This window comes from Micromonospora sp. NPDC049139, assembly GCF_055586845.1.
This window is the reverse complement of record NZ_JBVJHK010000002.1, coordinates 589,521-605,224: the sequence shown is the minus strand read 5'-3', so window position 1 is coordinate 605,224 and position 15,704 is coordinate 589,521. Positions and strand designations below refer to the sequence as shown.

Sequence of the window (15,704 nt, the reverse complement as noted above, 5' to 3'; positions counted from 1 at the left end):
CTGCCCGTGTTCGGCTTTCGTCGAACCTCCGGGCTGCAGGACAGTCGGGCGTAGGGTGGTTGGCGGCCCGTCCGCCAACCACCCTCGCACGGCGTTCAGGTCGCGGTAGCGCGATCGGCGCCTTGACCCACCGCGCGGTCAGAATCGCTCCGGAGTCCCGGGGCGGAGCCTGGCCCGAGGGCGCGACACGCCCGACCGCGGGGGTCGGCGAAGTGGGCCTGTACCAGCCGGTACAGGCGCCCGCAACACAGCGGCATCGAGAGAAGGAACAGAAGCCACCATGGCGGGACAGAAGATCCGCATCCGGCTCAAGGCCTATGACCACGAGGTCGTCGACTCCTCGGCTCGGAAGATCGTCGAGACGGTGACGCGTACCGGGGCGCAGGTCGCAGGCCCGGTGCCGCTGCCCACGGAGATCAACCGTTTCTGCGTTATCCGCTCGCCGCACAAGTACAAGGACTCGCGCGAGCACTTCGAGATGCGCACGCACAAGCGGCTGATCGACATCATCGACCCGACCCCGAAGACGGTCGACTCGCTCATGCGCCTCGACCTGCCGGCTGGCGTCGACATCGAGATCAAGCTGTAGGGACCGGACAAATGGACAGGCAAGTCAAGGGGATCCTGGGCGCAAAGCTCGGCATGACCCAGGTCTGGGACAACAACCGCGTTGTCCCGGTGACCGTGGTTCAGGCCGGCCCGTGCGTCATCAGCCAGGTTCGTAGCGCCGACAAGGACGGTTACTCCGCGGTCCAGCTGGCGTACGGCACGATCGACCCGCGCAAGGTCAAGAAGCCGATCAGCGGGCACTACGCGAAGGCCGACGTCGCGCCGCGCCGGCACATCGTCGAGCTGCGCACCGCCGACGCGGCGGACTACTCGCTCGGCCAGGAGATCACGGTCGAGGAGTTCCCGGCCGGTGTCTCGATCGACGTGACCGGCAAGACCAAGGGCAAGGGCTACGCCGGCCCGATGAAGCGTCACGGCTTCCACGGTCTGCGCGCCAGCCACGGCGTCGAGCGCAAGCACCGCTCGCCGGGCTCCATCGGCGCCTGCGCCACCCCGGGTCGTGTCTTCAAGGGCACCCGGATGGCCGGCCGGATGGGTGGCGTGCGCTACACCGTCCAGAACCTGACCGTCCAGGCGGTCGACACCGAGAACAACCTCCTGCTCGTCCGCGGCGCCATTCCCGGCCCCAAGGGCGCGCTGGTCCTGGTCCGCACCGCGGCCAAGACCAAGGTGAAGAAGGGCGGTGTGGCCAAGTGACCACCGTTGACGTCCTCTCCGTCGAAGGCAACAAGAGCGGCTCCGTCGAGCTGCCCGCCGACATCTTCGACGTCCAGGCCAACGTCGCGCTGATGCACCAGGTCGTGGTGGCCCAGCTCGCGGCGGCCCGGCAGGGCACGCACAAGGTCAAGACCCGCGGCGAGGTCGCCGGTGGCGGCAAGAAGCCGTACAAGCAGAAGGGCACCGGTCGTGCCCGGCAGGGCTCGATCCGCGCGCCGCAGTTCGCCGGCGGTGGCGTGGTGCACGGTCCCGTGCCGCGCGACTACAGCCAGCGCACCCCGAAGAAGATGAAGGCCGCCGCCCTGCGTGGCGCCCTGTCGGACCGGGCCCGCGCCGGGCAGGTGCACGTCGTCGAGGCGTTCGTCCCGGGCGAGAAGCCGTCGACCAAGGCCGCCCTGGCCACGCTGGCCAAGCTGACCGAGGCCCGCCGGGTCCTGGTCGTGCTGAGCAGCACCGACGAGCTGAACTGGGTGTCGCTGCGCAATGAGCCGCGGGTGCACCTGATCGAGGCCGGCCAGCTCAACACGTACGACGTGCTGGTGGCCGACGACGTGGTCTTCACGAAGGACGCCCTGGACGAGTTCCTCGGTGTTCCCGCCGAGACCACCGAGGAGGGTGGCAAGTGAGCACGATCGCCGACCCGCGCGACATCATCGTGGCGCCGGTCGTCTCGGAGAAGAGCTACAGCGAGCTGAACCGCAACTGGTACACCTTCCTGGTGCACCCGGACGCGAACAAGACCGAGATCAAGATCGCTATCCAGCAGATCTTCAACGTCCGCGTCCTGACGGTCAACACGCTCAACCGCGAGGGCAAGCGCAAGCGGACCCGCACCGGGTTCGGCAAGCGCAAGGACACCAAGCGGGCGATGGTGAAGCTGGCTGACGGTGACCGTATCGAGGCCTTCGGCGGCCCGGTCAGCTGAGGGGTGTAGACAATGGCTATCCGTAAGTACAAGCCGACGACGCCGGGCCGGCGTGGCTCGAGCGTCGCCGACTTCGCCGAGATCACCCGGTCGACGCCCGAGAAGTCGCTGCTGGCTCCGCTGCCGAAGAAGGGCGGACGCAACGCCCACGGCCGGATCACCACGCGGCACCACGGTGGCGGTCACAAGCGCCAGTACCGTCTGATCGACTTCAAGCGGGTCGACAAGGACGGCGTGCCGGCGAAGGTCGCCCACATCGAGTACGACCCGAACCGCACCGCGCGCATCGCGCTGCTGCACTACGCCGACGGCGAGAAGCGCTACATCATCGCGCCGAAGGACCTGAAGCAGGGCGACGTGGTCGAGTCCGGTCCGGGCGCCGACATCAAGCCGGGCAACAACCTGCCGCTGCGCAACATCCCGGTCGGTACCACCATCCACAACGTGGAGCTGCGCCCGGGCGGCGGCGCCAAGCTGGCCCGCTCGGCCGGCGTCGGCATCCAGCTGCTCGGCCGCGAGGGCGCGTACGCGACCCTGCGCATGCCGTCCGGTGAGATCCGGCGGGTCGACGTCCGCTGCCGCGCCAGCATCGGCGAGATCGGCAACGCCGACCAGTCGAACATCAACTGGGGCAAGGCCGGCCGGATGCGGTGGAAGGGCAAGCGCCCGACCGTCCGTGGTGTCGCGATGAACCCGGTCGACCACCCGCACGGTGGTGGTGAGGGTAAGACCTCCGGCGGTCGCCACCCGGTCAACCCGCAGGGTAAGCCCGAGGGCCGCACCCGTCGTAAGGGCCAGCCGAGTGACCGGCTGATCGTCCGCCGCCGCTACGCCACGCGTAAGCGCGGCTGAGGGAGATAAGACATGCCTCGCAGCCTGAAGAAGGGCCCGTTCGTCGACGACCACCTGCTCAAGAAGGTGGAGACGCAGAACGACAAGGGCTCGAAGAACGTCATCAAGACCTGGTCGCGGCGCTCGACGATCATCCCGGAGATGCTGGGTCACACGATCGCCGTGCACGACGGACGCAAGCACGTCCCGGTGTTCGTGACCGAGGCGATGGTCGGGCACAAGCTCGGCGAGTTCGCGCTGACCCGCACGTTCAAGGGTCACGAGAAGGACGACCGGAAGAGCCGTCGGCGCTGACGCCGCGGGCATACGGATAGAGGAACAAGGGGTTACAGCGATGCCAGGAAAGGGCGACGCTCCGGTGCTTCCGGGCGCGCGGGCGGTTGCGCGGCACGTGCGCATCTCGCCGATGAAGGCGCGCCGGGTGGTCAACCTCGTCCGCGGCCTGCCCGCGAAGGAGGCGCTCACGGTGCTGCAGTTCGCGCCGCAGGCTGCGAGCGAGCAGGTGTATAAGGTGCTCGCGAGCGCGATCGCCAACGCGGAGAACAACGAGCGGCTGGACCCCGACGCGCTGCTCGTCAGCGAGGCGTACGTGGACGAGGGCCCGACCATGAAGCGGTTCCAGCCGCGGGCGCAGGGCCGGGCGTACCGGATCCGCAAGCGCACCTGCCACATCACCGTCGCGGTCGAGGCCGTGGCGCCGGCCGCGCCGAAGAAGGCCGCGGCGAAGAAGGCGGCCCCGGCGAAGCAGGCGGAGCCGGCTGAGACGCAGAGCAAGACGGAGGGCGCCGAGTAATGGGTCAGAAGGTTCACCCGCACGGGTTCCGGCTCGGCATCTCGACCGACTGGAAGTCCCGCTGGTTCGCGGACAAGCTCTACAAGGACTACATCGGCGAGGACGTCAAGATCCGCCGCATGATGTCCAAGGGCCTCGAGCGTGCCGGCATCTCCAAGGTCGACATCGAGCGCACCCGGGACCGGGTCCGCGTCGACATCCACACCGCCCGGCCGGGCATCGTCATCGGCCGCAAGGGTGCGGAGGCCGACCGGATCCGTGGCGAGCTCGAGAAGCTGACCGGCAAGCAGGTCCAGCTGAACATCATCGAGGTGAAGAGCCCCGAGTCGGACGCGCAGCTCGTCGCCCAGGGCGTCGCCGAGCAGCTGTCCAGCCGGGTCAGCTTCCGTCGGGCGATGCGCAAGGCCATGCAGTCCGCGATGAAGAACCCGGTCTGCAAGGGCATCCGGGTCCAGGTCTCGGGCCGTCTCGGCGGCGCCGAGATGAGCCGGACCGAGTTCTACCGCGAGGGCCGGGTCCCGCTGCACACGCTGCGGGCCAACATCGAGTACGGCTTCTTCGAGGCCCGTACCACCTTCGGCCGGATCGGCGTGAAGGTCTGGATCTACAAGGGCGACGCGGTGCCGGGTCGGGAGACCCCGGCCGAGGCTCCGTCGCGCCCGCGCCGTGAGCGCGGCGACCGCCCCGAGCGGCCGCGCCGTGGTCGGTCCGGCTCGTCCGGCACGACCGCCGGCGGCACCGAGGCCGGCCGGGCCGCCGCGACCACCATCGCGCAGCAGGCCGAGACGCCGAGTGGTGACGCGGTGGATCCCGCCGCCGTCTCCGCCGCGGCAGAAACGCAGCAGGAGGGCTGACAGATGCTGATGCCGCGCAAGCCCCCGAAGGGCTTCCGCAAGCCGCACCACCCGGACCGCCACGGCGCGTCCAAGGGTGGTAACCGGGTGGTGTTCGGCGAGTTCGGGATCCAGGCTCTCGAGCCGGCGTACGTGACCAACCGCCAGATCGAGTCGGCGCGTATCGCGATGACCCGCCACATCAAGCGTGGTGGCAAGGTCTGGATCACGATCTTCCCGGACCAGGCCCTCACCAAGAAGCCGGCCGAGACCCGGATGGGTTCCGGTAAGGGTTCGCCCGAGTGGTGGGTCGCCAACGTGAAGCCGGGGCGGGTCCTCTTCGAGATGTCCTTCCCCAACGAGCAGATCGCGCGAGAGGCGATGCGTCGCGCGATCCACAAGCTCCCGATGAAGTGCCGGATTGTTACGCGCGAAGTGGGTGAATCCTGATGGCAGCGGGCGTCAAGCCTTCCGAGCTGCGTGAGCTCTCCGAGGAGGAGCTGGTCACGAAGCTGCGTGAGGCCAAGGCGGAGCTGTTCAACCTCCGCGTGCAGGCCGCAACCGGGCAGCTGGACAACAACCGGCGGCTGCAGGTCATCCGTCGGGAGATCGCCCGGATCTACACGATCATGCGTGAGCGCGAGCTGGGTCTCTCGGCCGCGCCGACTGAGGTGACTGCATCATGAGCGAGAACACCACCGCCGCCGCGCGGGCCCGCCGCAAGGTGCGTGAGGGCCTCGTGGTCAGCGACAAGATGGAAAAGACCGTCGTCGTCGAGGTCGAGGACCGGGTCAAGCACGCGCTGTACGGCAAGATCATGCGCCGTACCAGCAAGCTGAAGGTGCACGACGAGCAGAACACCGCCGGCATCGGCGACCGGGTCCTGATCATGGAGACCCGGCCGCTGTCCGCCACCAAGCGGTGGCGGCTCGTGGAGATCCTGGAAAAGGCCAAGTAGCGAAGGCTCAAGCTCGCCCGGCGTCAGTCGGGCGCGGGTTCCGCCAGGCTCCGGCCGCCCCGTGCGGCCGGAGAACCGGCAGACATAGGAGATAGACGTGATTCAGCAGGAGTCGCGACTGCGCGTCGCCGACAACACGGGTGCTCGGGAGATCCTGTGCATCCGGGTTCTCGGTGGCTCCGGTCGGCGCTACGCGAGCATCGGCGACGTCATCGTGGCCACCGTCAAGGACGCGATCCCGGGTGCCGGTGTGAAGAAGGGCGACGTCGTCAAGGCCGTCGTCGTTCGCACCGCCAAGGAGAGGCGGCGGCCGGACGGTTCGTACATCCGTTTCGACGAGAACGCCGCCGTCATCATCAAGGACGGCGGGGACCCGCGCGGCACCCGTATCTTCGGCCCGGTGGGTCGGGAGCTGCGGGACAAGCGGTTCATGAAGATCATCTCTCTCGCGCCGGAGGTGTTGTGACCGTGAAGGTCAAGAAGGGCGACACGGTCGTCGTCATCGCCGGCAAGGACAAGGGTGCCAAGGGCAAGGTCATCGCGGCCTACCCGCGGCAGGACAAGGTCCTGGTCGAGGGCGTGAACCGGGTCAAGAAGCACACCCGCATCAGCACCACCCAGCGTGGCGCCAAGACCGGTGGCATCGTCACCCAGGAGGCCCCGATCCACGTCTCGAACGTGCAGGTCCTGGACTCCGACGGCAAGCCGACCCGCGTCGGTTACCGGATCGACGAAAACGGCCAGAAGGTCCGCATCGCGCGTAGCACCGGTAAGGACCTGTGATGACCACGGCTACCGAAACCAAGACCATGCCGCGCCTCAAGGAGCGGTACCGCAACGAGATCGTGGCCCAGCTGCAGGAGCAGCACAAGTACGGCAACCCGATGCAGGTGCCGCGGCTGGTCAAGATCGTCGTCAACATGGGTGTCGGCGAGGCTGCCCGGGACGCCAAGCTGATCGACGGCGCCGTCCGCGACCTGGCCACCATCACCGGCCAGAAGCCGCAGGTGCGGCGGGCGACCAAGTCCATCGCGCAGTTCAAGCTCCGCGAGGGCATGCCGATCGGCGCGAAGGTGACCCTCCGCGGCGACCGGATGTGGGAGTTCCTGGACCGGCTGCTGTCGATCGCGCTGCCGCGTATCCGCGACTTCCGCGGTCTCGACGGGCGCAAGCTCGACGGGCACGGCAACTACACGTTCGGCCTGACCGAGCAGTCGGTGTTCCACGAGATCGACCAGGACAAGATCGATCGGCAGCGGGGCATGGACATCACGGTGGTCACGACCGCCACGACCGACGACGAGGGCCGGGCGCTGCTCAAGCTCCTGGGCTTCCCGTTCAAGGAGAACTGAGATGGCCAAGAAGGCGCTGATCCTCAAGGCGGCCGCGAAGCCGAAGTTCTCGGTTCGCGCGTACACCCGCTGCCAGCGGTGCGGGCGTCCCAAGGCGGTCTACCGCAAGTTCGGTCTCTGCCGGGTGTGCATCCGGGAGATGGCCCACCGCGGTGAGCTGCCCGGCGTGTCCAAGGCTTCCTGGTAATAGCTATTGCTCTTCGCCGTAGGCCCGGGGCTCACCGCCCCGGGAACCCCGGCGAGAAAGGCTGACGAATTCCATGACGATGACCGACCCGATCGCAGACATGCTCACGCGTCTGCGTAACGCCAACCAGGCGTACCACGACCGGGTGACGATGCCCTACTCGAAGATCAAGGCGAACATCGCCGAGGTCCTCAAGGCCGAGGGTTACATCGCCACCTGGTCGGTCGAGGAGCCCGAGGAGGGCGCCGTCGGCAAGCGACTGGTCGTCGAGCTGAAGTACGGCCAGAACCGGGAGCGGAGCCTGGCCGGCATCAAGCGCGTGTCCAAGCCCGGTCTGCGGGTTTACGCCAAGTCGGACGGGCTCCCGCGGGTGCTCGGCGGGCTGGGCGTGGCGATCATTTCGACGTCCCAGGGGCTGCTCACCGACCGGCAGGCCCGCAAGCGGAGCGTTGGCGGGGAAGTCCTCGCCTTCGTCTGGTAACGGGAGACAGGTAGAAATGTCGCGTATTGGACGTAAGTCGATCCCGGTGCCAGCCGGCGTCGACATCACGATCGACGGGCAGACCGTCAAGGTCAAGGGCCCGAAGGGCGAGCTCTCGCACACCCTGGCCGAGCCGATCACGATCGACCGGGCCGAGGACGGGCAGCTGAACGTCAACCGCCCGAACGACGAGCGCAAGGCCAAGGAACTGCACGGCCTCAGCCGTACCCTGGTCGCCAACATGATCGTCGGCGTCACCGAGGGCTACCGCAAGAGCCTGGAGATCGCCGGCACCGGTTACCGCGTGACCGCCAAGGGCAAGGACCTGGAGTTCGCGCTCGGGTTCTCGCACCCCGTGCTGGTTCCGGCGCCGGACGGCATCACCTTCACGGTGGAGAAGCCGACGCTGTTCCACGTGGCCGGCATCGACAAGCAGCTCGTCGGTGAGGTTGCCGCCAACATCCGGAAGATCCGCCCGCCGGAGCCCTACAAGGGCAAGGGCGTGAAGTACCAGGGCGAGGTCATCCGCCGCAAGGCTGGAAAGGCAGGTAAGAAGTGAGCGCCACGCTGCTCAAGCGCCGCCGCGGCGTCGCCGCCAAGCGTGCCGTCGGGCGTGCGCGTCGGCACTTCCGGGTCCGCAAGAACATCAGCGGCACCGCCGAGCGTCCCCGCCTCGTGGTCACCCGCTCCCTGCGGCACATCGTCGCCCAGATCGTGGACGACACCAAGGGTCACACCCTGGCGTCGGCCTCGACCCTGGACGCCTCGGTGCGCGGCTCGGAGGGCGACAAGAGCGCCCTGGCCGGCAAGGTCGGCGCCCTGCTCGCCGAGCGGGCCAAGGCCGCCGGCATCTCCAAGGTCGTCTTCGACCGCGGTGGCAACCGGTACGCGGGGCGGGTCGCCGCGCTTGCCGACGCCGCCCGCGAAGCCGGGCTCGAGTTCTAGAAACCCCGTCACGAGAGAGAAGGAAGGCTGCTGATGCCAGGTCAACAGCGCCGTGGCGGCGGGTCCGGTGGCAACGAGGGTGGTCGCCGCGACAACCGCCGTGAGGGCGGCCGCGGAAACGCGCCCGTCGAGAAGACCCCGCACCTCGAGCGGGTCGTCGCGATCAACCGCGTCGCCAAGGTCGTGAAGGGTGGTCGTCGCTTCAGCTTCACCGCCCTGGTGATCGTGGGCGACGGCGACGGCACCGTCGGTGTGGGCTACGGAAAGGCCAAGGAGGTGCCCGCGGCGATCGCCAAGGGCGTCGAGGAGGCCAAGAAGCACTTCTTCAAGGTTCCGCGGATCGCCTCCTCCATCCCGCACCCGGTGACGGGTGAGGCGGCGGCCGGTGTGGTGCTGCTCAAGCCGGCTTCCGCCGGTACGGGTGTCATCGCCGGTGGTCCGGTGCGCGCCGTGCTGGAGTGCGCGGGTATCCACGACGTGCTCTCCAAGAGCCTCGGTTCGTCGAACCCGATCAACATCGTGCACGCCACGGTGGCGGCGCTGAAGGGGCTCGAGTCCCCCGAGGCCGTCGCCGCCCGCCGTGGCCTGCCGGTCGAGGACGTCGCGCCGGCCGCCATGCTGGCGTCGCGGGCGGGGGTGGCTTCCTGATGGCTCGCCTGAAGGTCACCCAGGTCCGGTCCGAGATCGGGACCAAGCAGAACCAGCGTGACTCGCTGCGCTCGCTCGGTCTCAAGCGGATCAACGACGTGGTGGTCAAGGAGGACCGTCCGGAGATCCGCGGCATGATCTTCGCGGTCAACCACCTCGTGAAGGTCGAGGAGGTCGAGTAATGACGATCAAGGTCCACCACCTGCGCCCGGCGCCCGGTGCCAAGACCGCGAAGACCCGCGTGGGTCGCGGTGAGGGCTCGAAGGGCAAGACCGCCGGTCGCGGTACCAAGGGTTCCAAGGCCCGCAAGAACATCTCGGCGGCATTCGAGGGTGGGCAGATGCCCATCCACATGCGCCTGCCGAAGATGAAGGGCTTCAAGAACAAGTTCAAGGTGGTCTTCCAGGTGGTCAACCTGGACCGGCTCGCCGAGCTGTTCCCGAACGGCGGCCAGGTCGGCCCGCTGGAGCTCGTCGAGGCCGGCGCGGTCCGCAAGGGCCAGCCGGTCAAGGTCCTCGGCACCGGGGACCTCGGCGGGGTCGCCCTCCAGGTGTCGGCGCACGCGTTCAGCGCGTCGGCCAAGGAGAAGATCGCCGCCGCCGGTGGCACCGTCACCGAGCTGTAAGAGCTGTACGACACATGGCGCCCGCTCAGTTGTCCCAACTGGGCGGGCGCCATGGTCTCCCCGGCATGTGTGCGCCGGGTAACATCGGATTCGGTTTATGTAGCCGGGCACATCTGCCCGGACCGGGATCGGGCTGTTAGAGTCCCTTCCCAGCTATGGATATCGGGCGCTCGCCCGGCACCCACCCCGACCCGCCCGGGATCACCGGCGGCCCGCCGCGCGCAGGAGGAAGAAGTTGCTGTCCGCCTTTCTCAGTGCGTTCCGTACGCCTGACCTGCGCAAGAAGCTGCTGTTCACAGTAGGCATCATCGCGGTCTACCGGCTCGGGGCTACGCTGCCCAGCCCGGGTGTCTCGTACGGCAACGTGCAGAAGTGCCTCGACACCCTGGAGAACGGCTCCACCGGGGTCCTCAACCTGCTCAACCTCTTCTCCGGCGGCGCGCTGCTGCAGCTCTCGGTCTTCGCGCTGGGCATCATGCCCTACATCACCGCGTCGATCATCCTGCAGCTGCTGACCGTGGTCATCCCGCGGCTCGAGCAGCTCCGCAAGGAGGGCCAGGCCGGGCAGGCGAAGATCACCCAGTACACCCGCTACCTGACGCTGGGCCTGGGCGTCCTCCAGGCGTCGGCGTTCGTGGCGCTGGCCCGCTCCGGGCAGCTGTTCCAGAACCAGTGCGACCAGTTCCCGATCATCCCCGAGGGCACCGGGATCCCGGACTGGCTGACGCTGACCCTCCTGGTCATGACGATGACCGCCGGCACCGGCGTGGTGATGTGGCTCGGTGAGCTGATCACCGACCGGGGCGTCGGCAACGGCATGTCCGTCCTGATCTTCACCTCGATCGCGGCCCGGCTTCCCAGCGAGGGCTGGCAGATCAAGCAGACCGGCGGCTGGGGCAAGTTCATCCTCGTCATCGCGCTGGTCCTGGTGGTCATCACCGCGGTCACCTTCATCGAGCAGGCGCAGCGCCGGATCCCGGTGCAGTACGCCAAGCGGATGATCGGCCGGCGCATGTACGGCGGCACCTCGACCTACATCCCGCTGAAGGTCAACCAGGCGGGTGTCATCCCGGTCATCTTCGGCTCGTCGCTGCTCTACCTGCCCCAGTTGGCGCTGCAGTTCTTCGACCAGACCAACCCGGGCAAGACCCAGGCGTGGATCCAGAACAACCTGGTCGACCCGACCAGCCCGATCTACATCTCGGTCTACTTCCTGCTGATCATCTTCTTCACGTACTTCTACGTCTCGATCACGTTCAACCCGACCGAGGTCGCGGACAACATGAAGAAGTACGGCGGCTTCGTGCCGGGCATCCGCCCCGGCAAGCCGACCGCCGACTACCTCGACTTCATCCTCAGCCGGATCACTCTGCCGGGCGCCCTCTACCTGGGCATCATCTCGATCCTGCCGAACTTCTTCTTCATCTGGCTGGACAAGCAGCAGTACCTGAACTTCCCGTTCGGCGGCACCGCTGTCCTGATCATGGTCGGCGTCGGTCTGGAAACCACCAAGCAGATCGAGAGCCAACTGATGCAGCGGAACTACGAAGGGTTCCTGCGGTAGATGAGACTCGTTCTGGTTGGCCCGCCGGGTGCGGGCAAGGGTACGCAGGCCGAGTTCGTCGCCGCGCACCTCTCGGTCCCGAAGATCTCGACCGGTGACATCTTCCGGTCGAACGTCTCCCAGGGCACGCCGCTGGGGATCGAGGCGAAGCGCTACATGGACGCCGGCGAGCTGGTGCCCGACGAGGTCACGATCAACATGGTGCGGGACCGGCTCGCCGAGCCGGACGCCGCCGAGGGTTTCCTGCTCGACGGCTTCCCGCGCACCACGCCGCAGGCCGCCGCGCTGGACAAGCTCCTCGCCGACCTGGGCACCGCGCTCGACCTGGTGCTGGAACTCGTCGTCGACGACGACGAGGTGATCCGGCGGCTCTCCGGCCGGCGTACGTGCCGGGGCTGCGGCAAGATCTGGCACGTCGAGTTCGACGCGACCACCCGCGAGGGCATCTGCGACCGGTGCGGCGCCGAGCTGTTCCAGCGCGACGACGACAAGCCGGAGACCATCGCCACCCGCCTGCGGGAGTACGCGGACAAGACCGCGCCGCTGGTCGACTACTACGGCGCCCAGGGCAAGCTGGTGGGCATCGACGCCACCGGCCCGGTGGAGGACGTCACGCTCCGCGCCATCGACGCTCTGCGGTCGTACGGCGGCTGACGTCCCGCCGGGCTCCGGCGGATAGAGTGCGAAGAGCGGGGTACGTCCGACGTGCCCCGCTCTTCGGCTTCGGCAACGAAAGGTAACGGCTCCATGCGTCGTCCCCAGCTGGACATCCAGCTGAAGACCCCTGACCAGATCGAGAAGATGCGGGCCGCCGGGCTGGTGGTCGCCGAGGCGCTGCGTCGGATGCGGGAGGCGGTCGCCCCCGGGGTCAGCACCGCCGACCTGGACGCCATCGCCGAGTCGACCATCCGCGAGGCCGGCGCCGTCCCCTCGTTCAAGGGCTACCACGGCTTCCCGGCATCGATCTGCTCGTCAGTGAACGAGCAGGTCGTGCACGCCATCCCGGCACCGCAGCAGGTGCTCCGCGACGGGGACCTGATCTCGATCGACTGCGGCGCGGTGCTCGACGGTTGGCACGGCGACGCCGCGATCACGGTCGGCGTGGGCGAGGTCGACCCGGCGCTGCTCAAGATGGCCGAGGTGGCCGAGGACGCCATGTGGGCGGGCATCGCCGCCGCCGCCCGCGGGGCGGCCAGCGGCAGGGGCCGGCTCACCGACATCTCGCACGCCGTGGAGAACGCCGTCCGCAAGGGCGGCCGGTACGGCATCGTCGACGGCTACGGCGGCCACGGCATCGGCACCGAGATGCACCAGGACCCGCACGTGCTCAACCACGGACGCCCGGGCAAGGGCCCCCGCCTGGTGCCGGGCATGGCGCTGGCGATCGAGCCGATGATCACCATGGGCTCGCCCCGGACGGTGGAGCTCTCCGACGGCTGGACCGTGGTCACCCGGGACCGGTCGATGGCGGTGCACGTCGAGCACACGATGGCGCTGCTCCCGGACGGCGTCTGGGTGTTGACCGCGCCGGACGGCGGCCGCGCCCGGCTCGGTGAACTCGTCACCTCCCGCCAGCCCGCCGACTCGCCGGCCGTCTGATCCGACAGGGCCGGCTGGAGCCGCCCGACACGACGAGCGGTCGCCGCGGGCGTACGGGGAGCGGGACGCCCTCGTCACCGGCCCGCCGGCGCCCGCCGTCCTGCGGCGGGAGGTTCGCGACGCCGGCGGGCCCTGCCCTGTACCTGGTCGGGGCACCGCCGGACCGGAACGCCGGGCGGGTGACCTGGATGCCTGATTGTCGCCTTTTCGGGTGGTCCGACGCTCCCGAGGGTGGCCGGTTTGGCGACCGCCCGCAGGCGGGCGTACACTTTCTGATCGGCGCACAGCGTCCACTCCGGCATGCCCACCCCGCGCTTCGGTGGGAGTCGGAGCCGCGGCTGGCGCGGGCTTCCTGATCTTGATCGGTCGCCCGTGTAAGACGTTGTGGGCCGTCCGGAGTAACCGACGTCAGGACAGCGGAGGACATGCCGAAAAAAGACGGAGCCATCGAGATCGAGGGTCGGGTCATCGAGCCCCTGCCGAACGCAATGTTCCGCGTGGAGCTCGCGAACGGTCACAAGGTGCTGGCTCACATCAGCGGCAAGATGCGGCAGCACTACATCCGCATCCTGCCGGAGGACCGGGTCGTCGTCGAACTCTCGCCGTACGACCTGACCCGCGGGCGCATCGTCTACCGCTACAAGTAAGCCTGACGACGGCCGGGACGTCCCCGTGTCCGTCTTCGACGTCCGGTGTCGCGCTTCGGCGCGTCGTCGGGCCAGATGGGAAGTAAGGCAACCGTGAAGGTCAAGCCGAGCGTCAAGAGGATCTGCAACAAGTGCCGGGTCATCCGCCGGCACGGCCGGGTCATGGTCATCTGCACCGACCCGCGCCACAAGCAGCGCCAGGGCTGAACCAGTTCCGACCGGCCGTGTGACAACGGTCGGTCGTAATCGGTCCGGGCCGCGGATCCAGACAACGAATCAATTGCTCGTCCCAGCCGCGGGCGGTGCGCGTCGCGTACCTCTTCGTGGTTGACCCCCGGTCGGAGGCCGGGGCCCGCTCGGGCAGCGACCGTTTCCGGTCGCCGGCGCACGACGCCGGAGGCGGAACGGTCGGTAGCGGGGTGGGACGGGTCCACACCTCCGCCAGAACACCACGAGGAGCACGCCCGCACATGGCACGTCTAGTCGGCGTCGACCTCCCCCGCGAGAAGCGGATGGAGATCGCGCTCACCTACATCTTCGGCGTGGGTCGGACCCGCGCCCTGGAGACGCTCGCCGCCACCGGCATCTCGCCGGACAAGCGCGCCCGGGACCTCACGGACGAGGAGCTGGTCCAGCTCCGCGACCACATCGAGGGCAACTACAAGGTTGAAGGCGACCTGCGCCGCGAGGTCGCCGCTGACATCCGCCGCAAGGTCGAGATCGGCTGCTACGCCGGCATCCGGCACCGCCGGGGCCTGCCCGTGCGTGGCCAGCGGACCCGGACCAACGCGCGGACCCGCAAGGGCCCGAAGCGGACCGTGGCCGGCAAGAAGAAGCCCGGCAAGAAGTAAATAGGAGCGCACAGACTTATGCCACCGAAGGCTCGTGCCGGAGCCGCTGTCAAGAAGGTCCGGCGCAAGGAACGCAAGAACGTCGCCCACGGGCAGGCGCACATCAAGAGCACCTTCAACAACACCATCGTGTCCATCACGGACCCGACCGGTGCGGTCATCTCCTGGGCCTCCGCGGGCCAGGTGGGCTTCAAGGGCTCCCGCAAGTCGACCCCGTTCGCCGCGCAGCTCGCCGCCGAGGCCGCCGCGCGCCGGGCGATGGAGCACGGCATGCGCAAGGTCGACGTGTTCGTCAAGGGCCCCGGCTCCGGCCGGGAGACCGCCATCCGTTCGCTGCAGGCCGTGGGCCTGGAGGTCGGTCAGATCTCCGACGTGACCCCGCAGCCGCACAACGGGTGCCGTCCGCCGAAGCGTCGCCGGGTCTGAGAGGTTAGAGAGAGATGGCTCGTTACACCGGTGCTGACTGCCGCCGTTGCCGGCGGGAGAAGATGAAGCTGTTCCTCAAGGGCAGCAAGTGCGATGGCCCGAAGTGCCCGTTCGAGTCCCGGCCGTTCCCGCCCGGGCAGCACGGCCGCGGCCGCACGAAGGAGACGGAGTACCTGCTCCAGCTCCGTGAGAAGCAGAAGGCCCGCCGTGTCTACGGCGTGCTGGAGAAGCAGTTCCGCGGTTACTACGAGGAGGCCGTGGCCAAGCAGGCCAAGACCGGTGAGGTCCTCCTGCAGATCCTCGAGTCGCGGCTGGACAACGTGGTCTACCGGGCCGGCTACGCCAAGTCCCGGGACATGGCCCGCCAGCTGGTCAAGCACGGTCACTTCACGGTGAACGGCAAGAAGGTCGACATCCCGTCGTACCGCGTCAAGGAGCACGACATCATCGAGGTCCGGGGCAAGAGCAAGGAGCTCACCCCGTTCATCGTGGCGCAGGCCGAGGCCGGCTCGCGGTCGGTTCCGGCGTGGCTCGAGGCGATCCCCAGCCAGATGAAGATCCTCGTGCACTCGCTCCCGGCTCGCCAGGTCATCGACACGCAGGTCCAGGAGCAGCTGATCGTCGAGCTCTACTCCAAGTAGTCGGAGCTCGTTGCGGTGGCCCGCCCGACACGGGCGGGCCACCGGAACAGTTTGTCGTGGGCGTCATATGGCGGGCGCCCCGGAAGAGAA

General features: G+C 68.5%; 29 protein-coding genes. All 29 read left to right on the top strand.

Going from position 1 to position 15,704, the window contains the following annotated elements:
• The first annotated feature begins 280 nt into the window (after positions 1-280).
• The 29 genes from rpsJ (at position 281) to rpsD (ending at position 15,614) form a co-directional block, all read left to right on the top strand.
• On the top strand, positions 281-589 hold the full coding sequence (rpsJ, locus tag ACZ6Q9_RS06380; RefSeq protein WP_007073037.1) for a 30S ribosomal protein S10: 309 nt from the start codon (positions 281-283) through the stop codon (positions 587-589).
• An 11-nt stretch (positions 590-600) separates the two neighbouring features.
• On the top strand, positions 601-1,266 hold the full coding sequence (gene rplC, locus ACZ6Q9_RS06375) for a 50S ribosomal protein L3 (RefSeq protein WP_357460245.1): 666 nt from the start codon (positions 601-603) through the stop codon (positions 1,264-1,266).
• Complete coding sequence (gene rplD / locus ACZ6Q9_RS06370; protein ID WP_396830243.1) at positions 1,263-1,913, top strand: 50S ribosomal protein L4; 651 nt, start codon at positions 1,263-1,265, stop codon at positions 1,911-1,913. Before rplC ends, rplD begins: the two co-directional genes overlap by 4 nt.
• Entirely contained in the window at positions 1,910-2,212 is a 303-nt protein-coding gene (gene rplW, locus ACZ6Q9_RS06365) for a 50S ribosomal protein L23 (protein ID WP_076466668.1), read from the top strand. Before rplD ends, rplW begins: the two co-directional genes overlap by 4 nt.
• 12 nt (positions 2,213-2,224) lie before the next feature.
• Positions 2,225-3,064 (top strand): 50S ribosomal protein L2, encoded by an 840-nt coding sequence (gene rplB, locus ACZ6Q9_RS06360; RefSeq protein ID WP_393264995.1) that lies wholly within the window; start codon positions 2,225-2,227, stop codon positions 3,062-3,064.
• 12 nt (positions 3,065-3,076) lie between these two features.
• Positions 3,077-3,358, top strand: a complete 282-nt coding sequence (rpsS, locus tag ACZ6Q9_RS06355) for a 30S ribosomal protein S19 (RefSeq protein WP_007073032.1) — start codon at positions 3,077-3,079, stop codon at positions 3,356-3,358.
• Between the two features lie 40 nt (positions 3,359-3,398).
• On the top strand, positions 3,399-3,857 hold the full coding sequence (gene rplV / locus ACZ6Q9_RS06350) for a 50S ribosomal protein L22 (protein WP_091102565.1): 459 nt from the start codon (positions 3,399-3,401) through the stop codon (positions 3,855-3,857).
• Positions 3,857-4,711, top strand: a complete 855-nt coding sequence (rpsC, locus tag ACZ6Q9_RS06345; protein ID WP_091102569.1) for a 30S ribosomal protein S3 — start codon at positions 3,857-3,859, stop codon at positions 4,709-4,711. Before rplV ends, rpsC begins: the two co-directional genes overlap by 1 nt.
• A gap of 3 nt (positions 4,712-4,714) precedes the next feature.
• Complete coding sequence (gene rplP, locus ACZ6Q9_RS06340) at positions 4,715-5,140, top strand: 50S ribosomal protein L16 (RefSeq protein WP_073834927.1); 426 nt, start codon at positions 4,715-4,717, stop codon at positions 5,138-5,140.
• Entirely contained in the window at positions 5,140-5,376 is a 237-nt protein-coding gene (gene rpmC / locus ACZ6Q9_RS06335; protein WP_013288628.1) for a 50S ribosomal protein L29, read from the top strand. The genes rplP and rpmC overlap by 1 nt, the downstream gene beginning before the upstream one ends.
• Positions 5,373-5,648 carry a 30S ribosomal protein S17 gene (gene rpsQ / locus ACZ6Q9_RS06330; protein ID WP_088998356.1) on the top strand — a complete coding sequence of 92 codons (276 nt, stop codon included), beginning with the start codon at positions 5,373-5,375 and terminating at the stop codon, positions 5,646-5,648. The genes rpmC and rpsQ overlap by 4 nt, the downstream gene beginning before the upstream one ends.
• Positions 5,649-5,745: 97 nt before the next feature.
• Positions 5,746-6,114 carry a 50S ribosomal protein L14 gene (rplN, locus tag ACZ6Q9_RS06325; protein WP_007465279.1) on the top strand — a complete coding sequence of 123 codons (369 nt, stop codon included), beginning with the start codon at positions 5,746-5,748 and terminating at the stop codon, positions 6,112-6,114.
• A complete protein-coding gene (gene rplX / locus ACZ6Q9_RS06320) occupies positions 6,111-6,431 on the top strand; it encodes a 50S ribosomal protein L24 (RefSeq protein ID WP_172896341.1) in 321 nt (106 codons plus the stop codon). Before rplN ends, rplX begins: the two co-directional genes overlap by 4 nt.
• The gene (gene rplE / locus ACZ6Q9_RS06315) at positions 6,431-7,000 is read left to right on the top strand and encodes a 50S ribosomal protein L5 (RefSeq protein WP_350681992.1); all 570 of its coding nucleotides are present in this window, start codon (positions 6,431-6,433) and stop codon (positions 6,998-7,000) included. The genes rplX and rplE overlap by 1 nt, the downstream gene beginning before the upstream one ends.
• A 1-nt stretch (position 7,001) precedes the next feature.
• Complete coding sequence (locus ACZ6Q9_RS06310; RefSeq protein ID WP_007073023.1) at positions 7,002-7,187, top strand: type Z 30S ribosomal protein S14; 186 nt, start codon at positions 7,002-7,004, stop codon at positions 7,185-7,187.
• A 73-nt stretch (positions 7,188-7,260) separates the two neighbouring features.
• Positions 7,261-7,668, top strand: coding sequence for a 30S ribosomal protein S8 (gene rpsH / locus ACZ6Q9_RS06305; protein ID WP_013288624.1), 408 nt, complete (start codon positions 7,261-7,263; stop codon positions 7,666-7,668).
• A 16-nt stretch (positions 7,669-7,684) separates the two neighbouring features.
• On the top strand, positions 7,685-8,227 hold the full coding sequence (gene rplF / locus ACZ6Q9_RS06300) for a 50S ribosomal protein L6 (RefSeq protein ID WP_350711533.1): 543 nt from the start codon (positions 7,685-7,687) through the stop codon (positions 8,225-8,227).
• On the top strand, positions 8,224-8,613 hold the full coding sequence (gene rplR, locus ACZ6Q9_RS06295; RefSeq protein ID WP_466021392.1) for a 50S ribosomal protein L18: 390 nt from the start codon (positions 8,224-8,226) through the stop codon (positions 8,611-8,613). The genes rplF and rplR overlap by 4 nt, the downstream gene beginning before the upstream one ends.
• A 33-nt stretch (positions 8,614-8,646) precedes the next feature.
• Positions 8,647-9,261, top strand: a complete 615-nt coding sequence (rpsE, locus tag ACZ6Q9_RS06290; RefSeq protein ID WP_007073019.1) for a 30S ribosomal protein S5 — start codon at positions 8,647-8,649, stop codon at positions 9,259-9,261.
• Complete coding sequence (gene rpmD / locus ACZ6Q9_RS06285; protein ID WP_007073018.1) at positions 9,261-9,443, top strand: 50S ribosomal protein L30; 183 nt, start codon at positions 9,261-9,263, stop codon at positions 9,441-9,443. The genes rpsE and rpmD overlap by 1 nt, the downstream gene beginning before the upstream one ends.
• Positions 9,443-9,886: a 50S ribosomal protein L15 gene (gene rplO, locus ACZ6Q9_RS06280; protein WP_350711532.1), complete on the top strand. Its 444-nt coding sequence runs from the start codon at positions 9,443-9,445 to the stop codon at positions 9,884-9,886. The genes rpmD and rplO overlap by 1 nt, the downstream gene beginning before the upstream one ends.
• A gap of 235 nt (positions 9,887-10,121) precedes the next feature.
• Positions 10,122-11,450: a preprotein translocase subunit SecY gene (gene secY, locus ACZ6Q9_RS06275; RefSeq protein ID WP_357692533.1), complete on the top strand. Its 1,329-nt coding sequence runs from the start codon at positions 10,122-10,124 to the stop codon at positions 11,448-11,450.
• Positions 11,451-12,104, top strand: coding sequence for an adenylate kinase (locus tag ACZ6Q9_RS06270; RefSeq protein ID WP_357460255.1), 654 nt, complete (start codon positions 11,451-11,453; stop codon positions 12,102-12,104).
• Between the two features lie 93 nt (positions 12,105-12,197).
• The gene (gene map, locus ACZ6Q9_RS06265; protein WP_393450486.1) at positions 12,198-13,049 is read left to right on the top strand and encodes a type I methionyl aminopeptidase; all 852 of its coding nucleotides are present in this window, start codon (positions 12,198-12,200) and stop codon (positions 13,047-13,049) included.
• A gap of 425 nt (positions 13,050-13,474) precedes the next feature.
• Complete coding sequence (gene infA / locus ACZ6Q9_RS06260; protein ID WP_007073013.1) at positions 13,475-13,696, top strand: translation initiation factor IF-1; 222 nt, start codon at positions 13,475-13,477, stop codon at positions 13,694-13,696.
• 93 nt (positions 13,697-13,789) lie between these two features.
• On the top strand, positions 13,790-13,903 hold the full coding sequence (rpmJ, locus tag ACZ6Q9_RS06255; RefSeq protein WP_012184307.1) for a 50S ribosomal protein L36: 114 nt from the start codon (positions 13,790-13,792) through the stop codon (positions 13,901-13,903).
• Positions 13,904-14,166: 263 nt separating this feature from the next.
• The gene (rpsM, locus tag ACZ6Q9_RS06250) at positions 14,167-14,547 is read left to right on the top strand and encodes a 30S ribosomal protein S13 (RefSeq protein WP_043965541.1); all 381 of its coding nucleotides are present in this window, start codon (positions 14,167-14,169) and stop codon (positions 14,545-14,547) included.
• Positions 14,548-14,565: 18 nt separating this feature from the next.
• Positions 14,566-14,973 carry a 30S ribosomal protein S11 gene (rpsK, locus tag ACZ6Q9_RS06245; RefSeq protein ID WP_007073011.1) on the top strand — a complete coding sequence of 136 codons (408 nt, stop codon included), beginning with the start codon at positions 14,566-14,568 and terminating at the stop codon, positions 14,971-14,973.
• Positions 14,974-14,987: 14 nt separating this feature from the next.
• Entirely contained in the window at positions 14,988-15,614 is a 627-nt protein-coding gene (rpsD, locus tag ACZ6Q9_RS06240; RefSeq protein WP_350711525.1) for a 30S ribosomal protein S4, read from the top strand.
• Positions 15,615-15,704 lie beyond the last annotated feature (90 nt).